The following is a 15,948-nucleotide window of genomic DNA, read 5'->3' as shown; positions in this document are numbered from 1 at the left end:
TTTTGGTAAAATTCGAACAAAAAAACACAGCTTAGTGCCGTGTTTTTATCTAGTATTTACAACCCTTTTCCTGAATGAGTTTTTCCACTCTTTGGTAACTAGCTTCAATTTCTTCCTTGCTAAACAGTTTTGATTGCAAGTCTTCCCAGCTACTGCCGATGGCTGGATTAGTGTGATTCTTCATAAGCTTCTCCTAGTCTTCTCCCCTATAAATCGTAAACCCTGTGGCTTGCTGGTTAGCCATGATGGTCATGTCTGAAATTTGGACGCGTCGTGGTTGCTTGGTGACGTAGAGAACTGCGTCCGCAATATCTTGAGCTTGCAAGGCTTCCAAACCTTGATAGACTTTGGCTGCCTTGTCCTTGTCACCGTGAAAGCGAACTTGAGAAAAGTCGGTCTCAACGATACCAGGCTGAATGGTTGTCACCTTGATATCTGTGGCAATGGTATCGATACGAAGGCCATCACTGAAAGTTTTCACTGCAGCCTTGGTTGCTGAGTAAACGGCAGCACCTGCGTAGGCATAGATGCCCGCCGTAGAGCCCATATTGATGATATGACCCTCATTGGCAGCAACCATATTTGGCAAAATCTGACGTGTCACCATCATCAAGCCCTTGACATTGGTATCGAGCATGGTCAGCATGTCCCACTCCTCATAGTCTTGGTAGGCTGTTAGACCGAGTGCTAAACCTGCATTATTGACCAAGACATGGACTTGCCCCACGCTTTTGAGAATGGCTTGGCAAACATCCTTGACCATGGCCATATCAGTGACATCCAGGGCAAAGGTCCAAACTTTTTGATTTGGATAGGTTGCTTGGAGCTCTTCTTTTAGAGCTTCTAAACGCTCTACACGGCGACCGGTTAGGATGAGATTTTCTCCCTCTTTAGCAAATGCACGCGCCGTTGCTTCCCCAATTCCTGATGTTGCTCCTGTAATAAGTACGTTTTTAGACATAAAATTCTCCACTTCTATGATTCCGATGCCCCTAATCGTTGTTGGTTAATTCACTCAACTTCTTGATGAAATCAGGAAGTTCTAGCTTGGGCAGGCTTGTTTTTCTGTTCCCTGACTTCCAAAATATCCAGAGCAACTGGTTGAAACCGTCCTGCAGAACTTTCTTTTGTTGGTCCGAAAGATTGCCAAATTCTTGCAACAGTTGGCCTAGCTTAGGGAAAGTTTTTATCCCAATATCATCCAGACTTTCAATTCCAGAATCAAGAATGGTATCAAAGAACAAATCACAAACCTGCTTGAGTTCTTGATTTGGCAAGGTCTCAATCCATTCTTGGAAGGTCTCTTTTAAGCGTTGACTCAGGTCTGTCGGCTGGTCCACATAAACAAAATCATTTGTTTCCAAGTCAATCTGCCAAAGTAAGACATTGTGTTGAGCAATGCCTATGCCATCTGCTGCTACGAGCTTTGCGACCTTATCCCAGTAAAGCATGACTCCTACAACAGATTCTTGAGGTCTGATAACCGTCATCTTAGCTTTCAACTCTTGGTAAGAAGGCTTCTCTAAGAGGGGCTTCATCAAGCCCGGAGAATCAAGAAGCAAGAGCTCTGCTATTTGCTCACGCAAGACAGTCGAACTCTGAACAGCCGAATAGAGGGCAAGATTGCCACCCTTGGAGTGTCCGGAAACAGCGATATGGCCACTGAGGTTTGGCAAGTGCTTCTCCAGAAAGGCCATGGCTGAGCGATGCGCAGGAATTTCCCGACTGTAGGTCAACTGAAAATCCTCCTTCCAACCAATGACGCTATCATCGGTACCACGAAAGACAATCTGCTGGTAGTCCAATTCAGGCAGACTGAAAATCATAGCCGCAAACTGTTTTTCGACTTCCTTGTCCAAGACACTACAGTAGTCACTTAGATTAAGTCCAGCGAAACGCCTAGACCTGACCATGGCTTCAGCCAAATCTACCCGTTCCTTAGTCACCATGAAGCTGTAGTCTAGATTTAAGTCCTTCCCTTCAGCATAGTCATGTAAATTGATGGTTTCCTTCAAATCACTTGCTGAGAGCCATTTTTCATAAGTCAGGTAGCCAATCTCATTGATGCAAACCTTATCCAAGATATTTAGAGGCTCTTGATCAAAGGTAAGTTCCTTTACCTTTTCAAGATAATCGATTAGATTGGACATAGTAATCTCCTTGAAGTCTTTCTTACTTTGATTTTACTAGAATTTTCAAAAAATTGTTAGTGAAAAATGTGATATGATAAGAGAGATTATTTATTAGGAAAAGGAAGCTTATGACTATTTCACGATTTTACCGTATTTTACTAGCTCTTTGTGGACTAGTGGGTGTCTCTATCCAAATCCATGACGATGGTTGGGGTATGTTGCTCTATTACACTGTTTTGTCCAATATCCTTGTCTTCTCTAGTTTGATTTTCTTTATCATCTATGACTTTAAAAAAGGGGATGCGACGACTAACACCCAACTCTTGCGTTACAAGGGTGGTGTAACTATGGCCATCCTCATCACTGGAGTCATCTATCACATCCTCTTGGCACCTATTACAGAACCTGAGAAATTCTGGACCCTCCGTAACTTCTTGGTCCACTATATTGTCCCTTGGGGATTGGTGCTTGATACCCTCATTTTCGATGCTAAGAAAGCCTACCGTCTACGTGAGCCAATTTACTGGTCCGTGGTCCCTCTGTCTTACTTTGCCTTTGCCCTTCTAAATGGCTTGGTGCTAAAACTCCCAATTCCAGGTGCCAAAGATAGCCCCTTCGCCTACTTCTTTATCAATGTCAATAAATTTGGTTGGAACAAGGTCTTGGTAAATGTCCTAGTCATCAGTGCTGGGTATATCGCTGTTGGCTATCTCTTATATCTCTTGAAAAAATTTATCGGTCGTAAACCAGCATAAAACACAAACTGAGCTACCAAATGGAACTCAGTTTTTTCTATTTCAACAAGCCCAATTTATCAAAAGCTTTGTACAAGCCATCAGCTTCAACATCGTCTGTGACTAGGTCTGCCATAGCCAAGATTTCTGGACCACCATTTCCCATGGCAACACCAATCTCACAGTATTCCAACATAGGGATATCAATCTTGGCATCTCCGAAAGCAATGGTGTCCGAACGCTTAGCCCCTAAATGTTCCAAAAGGACATCAATGGCATGGGCCTTGTTAATATCCTTAACACCCAAGTCACCAAATAAGGCTGTTTCACCTCGTCCTCCCCAAGTATGGGCTTCAAGCTGTGGAAAAGCTTCTTTGGAATCCAAGTGATCCTGATAGGACTCCAAAACGAAACTGACCTTGTTTAGGTCGTCACGGTAGAGTTCCCCACCATACTGGAGGCCATGAATGAAATCTTCTGGTTCCTTACCCTCAACAGACTCTGCAGATTGCCCCTTTTGAATAGCGTAAGTCTTAAGTGTCTCACGCGCCCTTTCCCGAAAATCAGGACTAGCAAAGAGACCATTATTGCTCTCCAGATAAAAGGCCAGATGGCGCTCTGTCAGCCAATCCACAATCTTTGCTGCATCTTCCTTGGAAATCAGCTGATGCATGAGGACCTGGCCATGATGCTCCACATAAGAACCATTGCCACCAATCATCCCATCTAAGCCAATTTCCCATAATTCCGGTTGCATTTCTGCCTTGCTACGTCCGGTACAAACATAGACCAGGTGCCCCTTTTCACGCGCCTGACGAATTGCCTTTACTGCTGACTCTGGAATGCGGTTATGATAATCCACCAATGTCCCATCAACATCTAGAAAAATAAGTTTTGACATGTTCTCACCTCGAGTCTTCTTTTACTTTATTATACCCTGATACTGCTCCAAGAGATAATACTTTCCTCAGACAAACTGATACTATCCTACGATAATATTGTCTCCAATCCAAAGCATTGCCATTTCTCCTGAAAGAAGCTATGATGAAGATATGAATGATTTAAAAACACTACTGAATCACCTGTCCTATAAATTAGCAGCCTATGATGCCCAAGGAAACTTTCTCTACGACAACGGTGGCGCTGACGGTAGTTTCTTCCCCCGTGAGCCTGAAAATCTGCCCGATTGGATCATGTCTGAAGTTCTAGCATCTCCTACCAAAGAAAGAAGTTATCAGATTCCAACAGACAGTTTTGATCAAGTCCTCATCCAGACCTACCAAGCTGCTATCGACAACGAAGGAAAGGTCCTAGGATTTTGGGAGACTATTTATGATTTGAAGCAACCTCTCAAGACCTATCTGGATAACTCTGCTCAAGCTCTTGTCGCCTGGTCTGATACCACTAGTGGCGCTAGTTTCAAGGAAGAAACTGACTTTTAAGCTAAATTTCTTGCTTTAATAAATGAAAAATTCACTTAATTCAAGGATAGCTCAAAACACCTTTATTCATAAAATGTGCCTAAGTCAGCACTACAAAGGCTTTTTGGAAATCAGTCACTTTAATATCTCTCACAGAATTTATAAACATTCTATTTTGCATTTTTGCGCTATTTAAGGTAGAATGGGAGTAATGAGAAAAAGAATAAAACCGATCGTTGTTTACGTGGTTCTAGCTCTTTTAGGATTAGCATTAGTTATTGCAAATATTCACAATACGTCCAAACAACAGGCGCATCTTCAAAACGTGAAATCTGCTATTCCTTATGCTACTACACCAAAAACAACAACCAGTAGTACATCTAGCAGTTCCGACGAGGAGCTGATACTCAATCCCATTATCGACCTTTCAGGGTGGCAACTACCTCAGGATATCGATTACGATGTCTTGTCAAATCATATTTCTGGTGCTATCGTCCGCGTCTTTGGTGGATCACTGATTAGTAAGGATAGCAATGCCGCTAGTTCGAATGGGGTCGACAAATCTTTTAAAACACATATTAAAGAACTCAAAAAACGTGACGTTCCAGTTGCCGTCTATTCCTACGCTCAAGGTACTTCTGTCAAGGAGATGAAGGAAGAAGCTCGTATTTTCTACAAAAATGCTTCTCCATACAAACCGACTTATTACTGGATTGACGTCGAAGAGGAAACCATGTCTAACATGGAGCAAGGTGTCCAAGCCTTTCTCGCTGAGCTCAAACGACTTGGAGCTGAAAAAGTTGGTCTCTATATTGGTGCTTATTTCATGCTTGAGCAAGAAGTTTCAACTAAAAACTTCGATGCTGTTTGGATTCCAGCCTATGGTACCGATTCTGGTTATTATGAGGCTTTGCCAAATACTGAAATCGACTATGACCTTCACCAATATACATCTCAAGGAAGCCTTCCAGGTTTCGACAACATCCTAGATCTTAACCAAATCAATCCTGAGAAAAACAAACGTAAAACCTTTGAAAAACTCTTTGGTAAGATTAAGCAAAAACCAACTAAAAATAAGAAGACTACTTCGACAAGTTCATCTAGTAGTCAGTAAAAACCAGTGTCTAAGGCACTGGTTTTCTTCTTATCAAATTGGTTTAGGCGTGTTTGGACGAATGTGTTATAATGGATGGTAGAAATGTATAACTTTAAAAGGAGATATGACAATGGCTAAGAAAAGCAAAGTCAAGAAGACCCTGGTTGACCAAATTCTTGATAAAGCTAAGATTGACCATGATAGCTTATCCTTCAATGGTTTAGAAGGGGAGCTTCCAGAAGATGTGGCGCGTGAGAGCATTTATAAAACCCTTGCCCTTAAGGGGGATAAGACAGGACCAGTCATCGGCATCGTCCCTATCACCGAGCACCTGTCTGAAAAGAAATTAGCTAAAATTTCAGGGAACAAGAAGGTTCAAATGATTCCACAAAAGGATCTCCAAAAAACAACTGGCTATGTTCACGGGGCCAACAACCCAGTGGGAATTCGCCAAAAACACAATTTCCCTATCTACATTGATAAGTCTGCTCAAGAAGCTGGCTTCCTTATTGTCTCAGCAGGGGAAATTGGGCGCTCTATCCGTATCAATAGTCAAGAACTTGCTGATTTTGTTAATGCTGAATTTGCTGATATTAAGGAGTAATCATGAAACTGTATTTTGTACGTCACGGTAAAACTGAGTGGAACTTGGAAGGCCGACTTCAAGGCGCCAAGGGAGACTCTCCTTTGCTTAAAGAATCTATTGAACAAGTACGTGAGCTAGGTCACTACCTCAGTGACACTCATTTTGACTTGGTCTTCTCAAGTGACCTACCACGTGCTAAAAAAACTACAGAGCTCATCATGGAGTCTCAAAAACCTAAAGCTAAAGTTACCTATACTAAAGCTTTGCGTGAATGGCAGCTTGGTAAACTGGAAGGGCAAAAAATTGCACTCGTTCAGGCTATCTATCCAAAAGAAATGGATGCCTTCCGTCATAACCTAGCCAACTTCCGTGCAAATGACTTCCAAGCTGAATCTGTTTACCAGACAACCAAACGTGTGGCCGAATTTGTCAAAACACTTAAAGATAGTAATGCTAAAAATGTCCTCATCGTCGGTCACGGAGCTAACCTAACAGCTTCTATCCGTACCCTCCTTGGTTTTGAACCGGGTCTTCTTCGTAAGGCAGGAGGTCTTGACAATGCTTCTGTCACTATCCTTGAAACCAATGATTTCGAGCACTTCACTCTCAAATGTTGGAATGATACATCTTATATGGATGAACAAAACAAGATTAGCTAAATCATCGACTGACTTCATAAGACAAGCGATCCTGAACAAGGGTCGCTTTTTTGCACTCAAAAAGCCCCTTAAAGCTATTACTTTAAGAACTTCACCGCCATTATTTCTTCCCTCTCTATAAATAAAACGGCCACACGAGGCCGCTCTACTTATCTTCCATATTTCATACGAAGGATTTTTTCCTGGTTCGCATTCAAACGAAGAAGGATAACCACTTTATCAATACTCATATTGCTCTCAAGAAGACGTTCAGCCGCCATCATAAGACCATTATTGATACCTAGTTGAAGGACTGGATTTTCATTATCATTGATATCAAAGATATATTTGTTATTTGGAAGGTCGAAAAGAACTTTCACCGCTCCAAAGAGTTGCTCAAAACTATCAATTTCCAAGTCAAAGACTGGCTTAGTACCTGGTTTAAGGCTACGTCCACGGTGGTTAAACCACATAGAATGCCAACCACCATTGAAGGCCCCCATGACATCATTGTCATAAGAATCTCCAACATAGAGCGTCGTCGATGGATTCATGTCAAATTGCTCAGCTGCGAGGTTGAAGATTTCCTTCTCAGGCTTTTGGAAACCTGTCGCCTGACTGACGATGACACGCTTAGGATCAACGTAATCATAAAGTCCCAACTTCTTAACCTTTTTAAGTTGATGCTCTGTTGGTCCATTGGTAATAATCCCCATAGGAACATTTTTTTCTTTAAGGAAATCAAGGGTCATGCGCATTTCATCAAGCATGGTGATATTCTCCAATTCATGCTCGTAAACCTCTTGGAAATGGTTACCCGTTTCTTCATCAATTTCACGATAGCCAAACTCCAAAAGGGTCTCTTTACAGCGCCAAAAACGGAAATACTCGGTTGTCCACTCACCTGCCATTACACGTGGAAAACCAACATCAGAATAGTGGCGGAAACGAATGTAGGCTTGATTCATGTGACTCATATCAAAGTCAGGGAAACATTTTTCCATGGCAATACGATAAGGTGCCTGTTGGTCGTAAATAGTATCGTCAACGTCAAAAACAATAGAGGTAATCATCTGTCCGTTCTTTCTTATATCATTCTCTTGTCAGAGACTTAGGTAAATTAAGAGGTCTAATAACTAAACTGCAATATTAGTCAGCTCCTAATTTAATCTTCAGTCTTGTAAAAGTAAGCTTTAAGTCAACTGTCTTGGGGCAATCTTACTCGTCTATTTTTTATCAGAATGCAATTGCCCAAACAGTCTTATTATACCGTTTTTACCCTCTTATTTCAATTTTCGACCCCACTTAAGAAAAGATTATTCGTGTTTTGAAGATAGAAAAGGGTTTGGAACATTTTGTCCCAAACCTAATGAATCTTGTCATATTCAGACACTTATTTAATTTCTTTGAAGGTCATTTTTTGTTTGACTTCACCCTGACCACCCTTGGCAATCTGGTAATAGAAATCTTTTGATGTGAAGTGGTCACCATAAGCAAAGACCTTGTTGTACTGCCATTGTGACAGTTGATCATCCTCTTTTTTACCAAGAGTCAATGTTGTCTTTGTCACACTGTATTCCCACTTAGCTGTTTGGTCATTATAGGCCTTGTCAAAGTCAGTCTGACTCTTAGCAGCATTAACCACTGTCGTACGATCTTGACTCACAAGTGCCTTGTTACCACCTTCTTGGAAGGCTACATACATGACACGATTATTGACCTCACCGTTTAGAGTACTTGAATATTGGTAAACCTTACCAGGTACAACACTATCCAAATGGTGTGTTCCCCAGTAATAGAAAGCACCAAATCCAGCTCCTGTAACCAAGAGACAAGCAAGAACAACACTAATAATGATATTTCTCTTTGACATGTCTTGCCCCTCTCTATTCGTCACCAGTTAGGTCAGAGAAAGTTGCCTCTGAGTCTGTTTCAGTGTGGCTTGAAGAACTTGATGAAGAGCGTTCAACGCTTGATGAGCTTGAACTCATGCGTGTTTCTGTTTGAGAATCATCACTTGATGACGCCTTAGATTCTGATGATTTTTCAGTGCTTGATGATGAACTTTCTTTTTCTTTGTAAACATCAACGTTGAAAGCCCACTTATCACCCTTATAACTTACCTGAATTTGGGCATATTTTGACTTGATAAGATCTGACATCTTACTATCTCTGTTAAGGGTGTCATAAATCTTTTGAGCGAGAGCCTTGGCATTAGCTTCAGTTTTGGCACCATCTTTAGGTCCATCTACAATGTCTTGAGCCTTAGGTGTTTCACCTTGAAGGTAAAGAGCTTTGCTTTCAGTGTCCTTCTTCGCAGTAGCATTTACACCAGTCTTATCATCTGCATGTAAGAAGAAACTCCATGCAGGATTACCTGAACGATTTTGTCGATAAATATTTGAGAATTCTTCTTGAACCTTGTCTTGGAAAGCATCATCAGTCAATTCTTTTTCCTTAGAACTTTCTGTACTTGCTTTGCTTTCACTACTGCTTGCTGTTGAGCTTGATGCAGAAGATGATGATGATCCACTTGTTGAACTTGATGAAGCACCTTTAGATTCAGATGATGAAGAAGAGTCCTTGCCATCTTTAGAATCTTTAGTATCTTTGTCTTTATCGTTATTATTGTTTGTCGTGTTATTTGAGAATGAAACGCTATTGTCAGAATTATCTGGAGCGTAAATCACTGTATTCTTAGAATGGTCATCAGAGACAAAAGTGCTGTTATTGATAATCACTCGGTTGTTATCACCGTAGTAGTTGTTGATAACAATCTTAGAATGTGCACAACGGTAACCATTACCAGTCACATGGTAACCTGCTGGGACATCACCATCACGTTTCAAGATGAGGATATCACCTGCAAAGATAAGATCAATATTCTGAATATTGTTATCGTAGGCTAATTTTTCAATAGAAATCCCAGTCGCTTGAGAGATTCCCCACAAGGTATCTCCCCATTGAATCACGTATTGTTGACCATCCAACTGCTGTGGATTGATATTCTGAGTTGTCAAATTATTTGTAATTTGTTCAGGTGTGCTGGCAATCCAGTTTGTAATATCAGCAGCGTGAGCACTCGTTTGATTTTGATAAAAGCTATCTGCTAACACAGATACCGTAGGCATCCCAATAGGTGCTAGTAAAGCGCCAAGCATCACGGCTTTACTAACATAATTTTTCTTTTTCATCGTATTTCCTCCTTATATCATACGAAACTTACTTTGCTATTGTACACCCTCTTTATTATATTTGTCAATAAATTCTATAACTTTCTAATCAAAGATTAATGCTAGTTAACGATTTGTCCTAAAAATAGACAAATCCTAGCTTTATTTATCTGACATTTAATCATTTGTCCTATCTTTAGAAGATGATTTATGATACAATAATTACGACTATTTTATGGAGGACTAACATGTCAAATCAACACATGGAAGAATTGAACGATCAACAGATTGTCCGTCGTGAAAAAATGGCGGCCTTGGCTGAACAAGGAATCGATCCTTTTGGTAAGCGATTCGAACGCACAGCTACATCTGGTCAATTAAAAGAAAAATACGCTGACAAAACAAAAGAAGAATTGCACGAAATCAACGAAACTGCTACTATCGCAGGTCGTTTGATGACTAAACGTGGTAAAGGTAAAGTTGGCTTCGCCCACATCCAAGACCGCGATGGTCAAATCCAAATCTACGTGCGTAAAGATGCTGTCGGTGAAGAAAACTACGAAATCTTCAAGAAAGCTGACCTTGGTGACTTCCTCGGTATCGAAGGTGAAGTTATGCGTACAGATATGGGAGAACTTTCTATTAAAGCTACTCATATCACACACTTGTCTAAAGCCCTTCGTCCATTGCCTGAGAAATTCCACGGACTTTCAGACGTTGAAACAATCTACCGTAAACGTTACCTCGATTTGATTTCTAACCGTGAAAGCTTTGACCGCTTTGTCACACGTTCAAAAATCATTTCTGAAATCCGTCGCTACCTCGATGCTCAAGGTTTCCTTGAAGTAGAAACACCTGTCCTTCACAATGAAGCTGGTGGTGCTGCTGCTAAACCTTTCATCACTCACCACAATGCACAAAACATCGACATGGTGCTTCGTATTGCGACTGAGCTCCACCTCAAACGCCTCATCGTTGGTGGTATGGAACGCGTTTACGAAATCGGACGTATCTTCCGTAACGAAGGTATGGATGCCACTCACAACCCTGAGTTCACATCTATCGAAGTTTACCAAGCTTACGCTGACTTCCACGATATCATGAACTTGACTGAAGGCATCATCCAACACGCTGCTAAAGCTGTTAAAGGTGACGGACCTATCAACTATCAAGGAACTGAAATCAAGATCAACGAACCATTCAAACGCATCCACATGGTTGACGCTATCAAGGAAATCACTGGCGTTGACTTCTGGCAAGACATGACTTTGGATGAAGCCAAAGCAATCGCTGCTGAAAAGAATGTTCCAGTTGAAAAACACTACACTGAAGTTGGTCACATCATCAACGCCTTCTTCGAAGAATTCGTTGAAGAAACATTGATTCAACCAACATTCGTTTACGGTCACCCAGTTGCTGTGTCTCCATTGGCTAAGAAAAACCCAGAAGACCCACGCTTCACTGACCGTTTCGAACTCTTCATCATGACTAAAGAGTACGGAAATGCCTTCACCGAATTGAACGACCCAATCGATCAATTGTCACGTTTCGAAGCACAAGCTGCTGCTAAAGAACTCGGTGATGACGAAGCAACAGGTATCGACTACGACTACGTTGAAGCCCTTGAATACGGTATGCCGCCAACAGGTGGACTCGGAATCGGTATCGACCGTCTCTGCATGCTCCTCACTGACACAACAACCATCCGTGATGTCTTGTTGTTCCCAACGATGAAATAATTGACGTGTTTTCTGAATAAGAAACGAACTAACTTACCAAAAAATTTACAAGTCTTATTTATGGGGTTCTAGAATCGTATAGTAACTCACTGCTTCTCTTGGTCTTTTCCAAGGGAAGTTTTTTTAGTTTCCAGAAAGCAAAAATGACAGTAGAAAATCTGCTGTCATTTTATATTTCCGAAAAAGTCGTCTGTTTCGGAAAAACAATATAAATGCTTCTTTCTTATATTAGTTTGTTGGTGTTCTTCCTATAAAACAAAAATATAACAATTCTCTAAATTCAATTTGCTCTCGAGTAGCCGATAAATATGTCTCGAGATTTTCTTCATAAAAATACTTTACTGCTTCTTCAAATGTGTCATAAATTCCTCCTGATACAGATTTCACCTTGGGATTTCGTAATACTGAACTAAGCAATCCAAATACATTTTGAAATTTTCTTAAAGGTAATGACAACTCGTCCTCATCAAAATCATCAATATATTCAATAATCTCGTTTTCTGAAGGATAACTCATTGATTGAATTTCTTTCCTGTGACTGATTAACCAAAAGTAAGCCTCTTCCCATCCTTTACTTTTAACCATCGCTAATAAATATTTGTCTATTAGTTGAATATTGTCATATCCTTTTATCTCGAACAATTTTTGTAAAGTTCTAAATCTTATATCTGTAGGAAGTTGAGAAAACATTGATAATACATTTTTATCAGATTTCAAACTCAAATTATACTTCAAAAAATATTGTACAAATAAGTAAGAAAATAAATCCCAAATCAAATTTTCAGCCTCAATCCACTCTTCTAGATTAGAAATTTTATGATTTTGGGTGTGAGAATACTTATTACCTATCTCTCTCAATTTATTTACTGTACTCTCAAAGTCTTTTCGCAATAATTTATCAACATTATTAAGTCTTTCAGTCGTTTTATATTTAGGATTTTTCTCAGGTGAAGTGATATCACCCAATTCCATTTTTTCTCCCATTCCCAAATTTAAAAATCTTCGTGTAATCAACTCAGTCATTTTACGTAATAACACAAGCCTACTGCTAATACTTAATTCTGAATAATAAATATCAAAAATTAAATCTGAAATCAGTATCTCATAATCACTGTTTTCAAAGGGGGTAATTGCCATATACTTTACTCCTTAAAAAAGCATATAGAGTTCACCCCTATATGCTTTAACTTTGCCATTACTTTTTAGAAATTTCTTCACTTGCAAGTTTTGCTAAAGATATTTCTTTATGTGAAGTAACAACATCTGACGCTAGTCCAATGAGGGCTAGAAAAATATCTGTCCAATTGATAGTTGACATTATCATTTCCTCCTTCTAGACACTCCAAGTGTCAAAACCGAGACCAGCATCAAAGTAATTTTATTACTGTAGCTATGTTTTGTCAACAATCAAAACTACGTGTGTAACAAACTAGGCGTTTCATTATGATGCAACCTATTACATTTTTCAACTTGAATATATAAGTCTTTTAATAAATTGATACTTGTTAAAACTGCTTCCCCAGTATTAAGTTTTCTAAGTTGATTTACTTGATTCTCTGACAAATGATTTTGAATTGATTTTAATTCATTAGGTGCTGTTAACCTGTGTACCAATAGTGTCCCTATTTGTCCCAGTAAAACTTTATCAACATCATTTGGATTCTGAGTGGTTAAAAAAAGAAATATTCCTTTTTTTCTCCCTTCTCTGGCGATACTATTTAACCCCGTGTAAAAGGAAATTCCATCATTAGTATTACTTTTCGTGTAACGATGAACTTCATCTACAAATATTATAAACGGATTAATTTTATCCTTATTATAATTAATTAAATGATTTGTTATTAAATCAATAATCATTCCACCTATTTCATCAGTTGTTCCAATTTTTGAAACATCAATGTATAGTGATTTTCTCGTGTCACTTGTTACCCAATTATCAATAACATCTAGTAATCCTTGTCCATTTGAGTTAAAAAAGTTCAAAAAACTTGTATTTGATAATTTATAATCTATTTTTTGTACTAGATACTGATTAGAGTTAAAGTTGAAATCATCATAAATAAAATATGAAGACTTCCCCCTTCTTTCTCTTTTTATAGCTTCATTCGAAACTTGTTCTGATAAAAGTTTAATATCAAATTCTTTATCACTCGAAGATAGAGAACTTATATTTTTAGTCACTTCATCTACTTTTTGTTCTATTTTTACATAAACACTGGATAGTTTGTTCTTCTTTTGATACCTTAATGAATTAATAGCAGAAGCTAAAACTGCTGGTTGCGTACCATCATTAGTTTCAAATAATATAGACCATTGTTGCATTGATAATGCTGAAACCGAAACAAAGGTATCCTGACCCAAAATATATTTATTTGCTTCTTCATCCGTAAATGAATCAGAATATTCGCCCGTAGGGTCTATTATTAGAGCTCTTATACCATCATTAACTAGCTTATCTAAAATACTTAATGCTGATGTTGACTTGCCACTATTTGTAGTCCCAACAGTCATCAAATGCCTATTAAATAGAGTTTTAGGTTGTAATTTTATTGGGTACTCTTGAGTGCTGAATGCAAGTTTTGCAAAAGAAGACAAATGTCTCTCACTATCAGGATTAACCTCTATTGATTTAATAAATTGCTCTACAGCATTTTCATTTGCAATATACACCTTATCAGTTATACCAACGGTATTTGTACCATTTAATTTAAAATATTTTTCACCCAATGGTATGTACCCAAGTATATCAATACTTATTTCTGGAAAAATTTTTTCTTGTTGTCCATACGTCAACATCTCATGAAGACTATCAGAGTTTGGAACCTTAGATTGAAATATTTCACCAAAAAATAAACCATTACTCGAATCAATCAAAACATAGAAATTTATTGTATTGGGAGCAAGAATATCTGTTCTTAATTTTCTGTATGAAAATAACGATAGATTTTCTATTTGAATAGTAGAATATGCACGATTCACCTGAGAAATCATACCAAGGTAATAATTACTCTTATCAGCTACTTTGTAAAAACTATCAATCTTTGTCATTTAAATACCTTCCACTTAAGTAATCAACCAAATCACTATTCATAGTAGCCTTTAAAAAAGAAATAGGATAGCCTTCATCCATAAGGTGAACGAGTTCACTCCAATTTTTATTATATTGGCTTTGTCCCTCTTTAATCTCAGTATATTTCTTCTCTTCTTCATCCCACTGCCTATTGGGATCAATATTAAAGTCCGTCACTAATAATTTCAGACTAGAATTATTTTTTAATGCCTGTGTAATCATCTTAGAAATATGATCATCCGCAAAACTGAATCCTGAAGAAATCAGCAATGTATTAGGACGTTTTATAAGCTCTTGAAATTTTGTGAATAGTTCAAAGTACGGTTCCTGATAGCTTTGGGCAAACTTGTCAGAACTAGGAAAAACCATTACCATTTTATCTGTATCCGTAATATCGTGTCTATTTTTTCTTACAATGTCACCGTTATCTCGCTTTTCCCAAGTAAGTGAACCATGAATTTTAACAAGATTAAATGTCTTTTCTTTATATTCAACTTCTCTGGTATTAATATTCTGAACTTCTTTCACTAGGTTCCATTCAAACATATTGCTATCAAACTTTGGTAAAGGTGTAAAGTTGAATCCATCAAAAATAACGAAATTATTTTCCTCAGCAGCTTCCTCAATCAAAACATCATAATTAGTTGTAATAATAGAAAATTTATTTCCATCTTTTCCTGATAGGTCAGATAAAAACTTTAATAATGCACCATGTTTCAATACTTTACTGTCATAAGAATAATTGGTATTTTCCTTAATCAACTCCAAAATTTTTTGAATAGTATTATTAAATGTTGTTTTATCATTTTCTGATACATATGGACGAAAATGAAATAATACAGAAAGAAAGTCCTCTAGGTTAAAAGAAGTATCTAATGCAAGACTTCCAGATGATTCAGATACTGTAGAGCCTAATATATTTCCATCTTTGTACCTGCACATTTCAGCCAATTCTTCTAATGTATAGAGCTTATCTGTGTCGTGTAGTTTTTTAAATATATCATCTGCAATCATTTTAACTGTTTTTCCATAATTTGGATTACCTCCTACTACAGACGCCCCAGCCCCAGCAAGAAAAACAATATTTGAATATTTCTCTCCATAAATAGTTTTACGAATCTTTTCACTAATCAATCGCTTAAAATCACTCTCCTTAAATTCATTATCAGATTCATCCTTAGAATTTTGTTTTTCAAGTACACCGTAGGAGTCAAAAAACTCATTTCCATCATTTTTCTCTATACCATATGAAATTGTTTTTGACAAATAGTGTAATTCAATTTGTTTGTCTTGTAATTTTTTCTCATTATCAAAAAAGAAGAAGAAGAAAAACATTCTACTCTACCTACTTTCTATTTT

17 protein-coding genes are annotated in these 15,948 nt (G+C 38.2%); 6 read left to right on the top strand and 11 right to left on the bottom strand.

Translation table 11 applies throughout. The annotated features are described in order from the left end of the window. Window positions 1–49: 49 nt before the first annotated feature. From ACT170_RS01820 to ACT170_RS01810, 3 genes are read right to left on the bottom strand one after another with little or no spacing between them, the layout of a single operon-like run. Complete coding sequence (locus ACT170_RS01820) at window positions 50–184, bottom strand: hypothetical protein (RefSeq protein WP_444817963.1); 135 nt, start codon at window positions 182–184, stop codon at window positions 50–52. Window positions 185–193: 9 nt separating this feature from the next. After that, the gene (locus ACT170_RS01815) at window positions 194–961 is read right to left on the bottom strand and encodes an SDR family NAD(P)-dependent oxidoreductase (protein WP_444817962.1); all 768 of its coding nucleotides are present in this window, start codon (window positions 959–961) and stop codon (window positions 194–196) included. Between the two features lie 31 nt (window positions 962–992). Then, window positions 993–2,150, bottom strand: coding sequence for an Mbeg1-like protein (locus tag ACT170_RS01810; protein WP_444817961.1), 1,158 nt, complete (start codon window positions 2,148–2,150; stop codon window positions 993–995). Window positions 2,151–2,260: 110 nt separating this feature from the next. Between ACT170_RS01810 and ACT170_RS01805 the strand changes: the two genes are divergently transcribed. Then, window positions 2,261–2,887 carry a Pr6Pr family membrane protein gene (locus ACT170_RS01805; protein ID WP_410531282.1) on the top strand — a complete coding sequence of 209 codons (627 nt, stop codon included), beginning with the start codon at window positions 2,261–2,263 and terminating at the stop codon, window positions 2,885–2,887. Window positions 2,888–2,924: 37 nt separating this feature from the next. Here ACT170_RS01805 and ACT170_RS01800 read toward each other — a convergent pair whose 3' ends face one another. Then, window positions 2,925–3,767, bottom strand: a complete 843-nt coding sequence (locus tag ACT170_RS01800; protein WP_022495768.1) for a Cof-type HAD-IIB family hydrolase — start codon at window positions 3,765–3,767, stop codon at window positions 2,925–2,927. Window positions 3,768–3,918: 151 nt separating this feature from the next. On the opposite strand from ACT170_RS01800, the gene ACT170_RS01795 reads away from it, so the two are divergent. From ACT170_RS01795 to ACT170_RS01780, 4 genes are all read left to right on the top strand, one after another. Beyond that, on the top strand, window positions 3,919–4,308 hold the full coding sequence (locus tag ACT170_RS01795; protein WP_444817960.1) for a sodium transporter: 390 nt from the start codon (window positions 3,919–3,921) through the stop codon (window positions 4,306–4,308). 190 nt (window positions 4,309–4,498) lie between these two features. Beyond that, window positions 4,499–5,401, top strand: coding sequence for a glycoside hydrolase family 25 protein (locus tag ACT170_RS01790; protein ID WP_175064761.1), 903 nt, complete (start codon window positions 4,499–4,501; stop codon window positions 5,399–5,401). 112 nt (window positions 5,402–5,513) lie between these two features. Next, a complete protein-coding gene (locus tag ACT170_RS01785) occupies window positions 5,514–5,987 on the top strand; it encodes an aminoacyl-tRNA deacylase (RefSeq protein ID WP_444817959.1) in 474 nt (157 codons plus the stop codon). Window positions 5,988–5,989: 2 nt separating this feature from the next. Further along, the gene (locus ACT170_RS01780) at window positions 5,990–6,628 is read left to right on the top strand and encodes a histidine phosphatase family protein (RefSeq protein WP_444817958.1); all 639 of its coding nucleotides are present in this window, start codon (window positions 5,990–5,992) and stop codon (window positions 6,626–6,628) included. Between the two features lie 149 nt (window positions 6,629–6,777). Here ACT170_RS01780 and ACT170_RS01775 read toward each other — a convergent pair whose 3' ends face one another. From ACT170_RS01775 to ACT170_RS01765, 3 genes are all read right to left on the bottom strand, one after another. Further along, window positions 6,778–7,680 carry an HAD family hydrolase gene (locus tag ACT170_RS01775; RefSeq protein WP_002890593.1) on the bottom strand — a complete coding sequence of 301 codons (903 nt, stop codon included), beginning with the start codon at window positions 7,678–7,680 and terminating at the stop codon, window positions 6,778–6,780. Window positions 7,681–8,000: 320 nt separating this feature from the next. After that, window positions 8,001–8,480 (bottom strand): hypothetical protein, encoded by a 480-nt coding sequence (locus tag ACT170_RS01770; RefSeq protein ID WP_002885961.1) that lies wholly within the window; start codon window positions 8,478–8,480, stop codon window positions 8,001–8,003. 13 nt (window positions 8,481–8,493) lie between these two features. Continuing rightward, a complete protein-coding gene (locus ACT170_RS01765; protein WP_444817957.1) occupies window positions 8,494–9,801 on the bottom strand; it encodes a LysM peptidoglycan-binding domain-containing protein in 1,308 nt (435 codons plus the stop codon). A 227-nt stretch (window positions 9,802–10,028) separates the two neighbouring features. Between ACT170_RS01765 and lysS the strand changes: the two genes are divergently transcribed. Further along, window positions 10,029–11,519, top strand: coding sequence for a lysine--tRNA ligase (gene lysS, locus ACT170_RS01760; protein WP_037597643.1), 1,491 nt, complete (start codon window positions 10,029–10,031; stop codon window positions 11,517–11,519). A gap of 228 nt (window positions 11,520–11,747) precedes the next feature. On the opposite strand, the gene ACT170_RS01755 is transcribed toward lysS, so the two are convergent. From ACT170_RS01755 to ACT170_RS01740, 4 genes are all read right to left on the bottom strand, one after another. After that, a complete protein-coding gene (locus ACT170_RS01755) occupies window positions 11,748–12,656 on the bottom strand; it encodes a hypothetical protein (protein WP_002886230.1) in 909 nt (302 codons plus the stop codon). Between the two features lie 58 nt (window positions 12,657–12,714). After that, a complete protein-coding gene (locus tag ACT170_RS01750) occupies window positions 12,715–12,837 on the bottom strand; it encodes a hypothetical protein (protein ID WP_002886098.1) in 123 nt (40 codons plus the stop codon). A 95-nt stretch (window positions 12,838–12,932) separates the two neighbouring features. Next, entirely contained in the window at window positions 12,933–14,567 is a 1,635-nt protein-coding gene (locus tag ACT170_RS01745) for an ATP-binding protein (RefSeq protein ID WP_002885957.1), read from the bottom strand. After that, the gene (locus ACT170_RS01740) at window positions 14,554–15,924 is read right to left on the bottom strand and encodes an SIR2 family protein (protein WP_195187723.1); all 1,371 of its coding nucleotides are present in this window, start codon (window positions 15,922–15,924) and stop codon (window positions 14,554–14,556) included. The genes ACT170_RS01745 and ACT170_RS01740 overlap by 14 nt, the downstream gene beginning before the upstream one ends. Window positions 15,925–15,948: the final 24 nt, after the last annotated feature.

It is taken from the genome of Streptococcus sp. cx1 (assembly GCF_052384325.1).
Classification (GTDB): domain Bacteria; phylum Bacillota; class Bacilli; order Lactobacillales; family Streptococcaceae; genus Streptococcus; species Streptococcus salivarius_G.
The sequence above is the reverse complement of the archived record's forward strand: the minus strand, read 5'-3'. Positions and strand labels throughout refer to the sequence as shown.

What these genes read in the sequence shown, in the direction of transcription:
- ACT170_RS01780 (WP_444817958.1), top strand. Translation starts at nt 5,990, where the DNA reads ATGAAACTGTATTTTGTACGTCACGGTAAAACTGAGTGGAACTTGGAA.
- ACT170_RS01745 (WP_002885957.1), bottom strand. Translation starts at nt 14,567, where the DNA reads ATGACAAAGATTGATAGTTTTTACAAAGTAGCTGATAAGAGTAATTAT.
- ACT170_RS01770 (WP_002885961.1), bottom strand. Translation starts at nt 8,480, where the DNA reads ATGTCAAAGAGAAATATCATTATTAGTGTTGTTCTTGCTTGTCTCTTG.
- ACT170_RS01795 (WP_444817960.1), top strand. Translation starts at nt 3,919, where the DNA reads ATGAATGATTTAAAAACACTACTGAATCACCTGTCCTATAAATTAGCA.
- ACT170_RS01755 (WP_002886230.1), bottom strand. Translation starts at nt 12,656, where the DNA reads ATGGCAATTACCCCCTTTGAAAACAGTGATTATGAGATACTGATTTCA.
- ACT170_RS01800 (WP_022495768.1), bottom strand. Translation starts at nt 3,767, where the DNA reads ATGTCAAAACTTATTTTTCTAGATGTTGATGGGACATTGGTGGATTAT.
- ACT170_RS01750 (WP_002886098.1), bottom strand. Translation starts at nt 12,837, where the DNA reads ATGTCAACTATCAATTGGACAGATATTTTTCTAGCCCTCATTGGACTA.
- ACT170_RS01765 (WP_444817957.1), bottom strand. Translation starts at nt 9,801, where the DNA reads ATGAAAAAGAAAAATTATGTTAGTAAAGCCGTGATGCTTGGCGCTTTA.
- ACT170_RS01775 (WP_002890593.1), bottom strand. Translation starts at nt 7,680, where the DNA reads ATGATTACCTCTATTGTTTTTGACGTTGACGATACTATTTACGACCAA.
- lysS (WP_037597643.1), top strand. Translation starts at nt 10,029, where the DNA reads ATGTCAAATCAACACATGGAAGAATTGAACGATCAACAGATTGTCCGT.
- ACT170_RS01805 (WP_410531282.1), top strand. Translation starts at nt 2,261, where the DNA reads ATGACTATTTCACGATTTTACCGTATTTTACTAGCTCTTTGTGGACTA.
- ACT170_RS01740 (WP_195187723.1), bottom strand. Translation starts at nt 15,924, where the DNA reads ATGTTTTTCTTCTTCTTCTTTTTTGATAATGAGAAAAAATTACAAGAC.
- ACT170_RS01815 (WP_444817962.1), bottom strand. Translation starts at nt 961, where the DNA reads ATGTCTAAAAACGTACTTATTACAGGAGCAACATCAGGAATTGGGGAA.
- ACT170_RS01785 (WP_444817959.1), top strand. Translation starts at nt 5,514, where the DNA reads ATGGCTAAGAAAAGCAAAGTCAAGAAGACCCTGGTTGACCAAATTCTT.
- ACT170_RS01810 (WP_444817961.1), bottom strand. Translation starts at nt 2,150, where the DNA reads ATGTCCAATCTAATCGATTATCTTGAAAAGGTAAAGGAACTTACCTTT.
- ACT170_RS01790 (WP_175064761.1), top strand. Translation starts at nt 4,499, where the DNA reads ATGAGAAAAAGAATAAAACCGATCGTTGTTTACGTGGTTCTAGCTCTT.
- ACT170_RS01820 (WP_444817963.1), bottom strand. Translation starts at nt 184, where the DNA reads ATGAAGAATCACACTAATCCAGCCATCGGCAGTAGCTGGGAAGACTTG.